Source organism: Kosmotoga sp., assembly GCF_982836095.1.
The window spans coordinates 1-304 of the sequence record NZ_CEYIHJ010000147.1 but is presented as its reverse complement, the minus strand read 5'-3'; the positions used below and the strand labels follow the sequence as shown (position 1 = coordinate 304).

Here is a 304-nt window from a genome sequence, read left to right as displayed (position 1 = left end):
TGAATGCCCTTGAGTCATCACAATTAATTAGTTTAAGTGAGCATGACCTTATTTTGGATGGATTATTTGGGGTAGGCTTTAAAGGAAGTCTTAGCACTGAAATGATTGACCTAATAGAATATGTGAACGCTTTGTCTGCGATTAAAGTTGCCGTGGACATACCTTCTGGTGTTGATGGCACCAATGGTTCCATTAACCCAATCGCATTTAAGGCCAATGTCACTGTGACTTTTGGCGCTGGCAAGCCTGGCCATTTTTTCTTTCCCGGGTGCGTTTACATTGGAACGCTTCATATTGCAAGAAT

1 protein-coding gene is annotated in these 304 nt (G+C 41.8%); it reads left to right on the top strand.

The window, feature by feature from the left end; genetic code table 11:
• Nucleotides 1–304, top strand: a 304-nt coding sequence (locus AC3LHT_RS08870; RefSeq protein ID WP_488662637.1) for an NAD(P)H-hydrate epimerase, incomplete at both ends; no start/stop codon positions are given.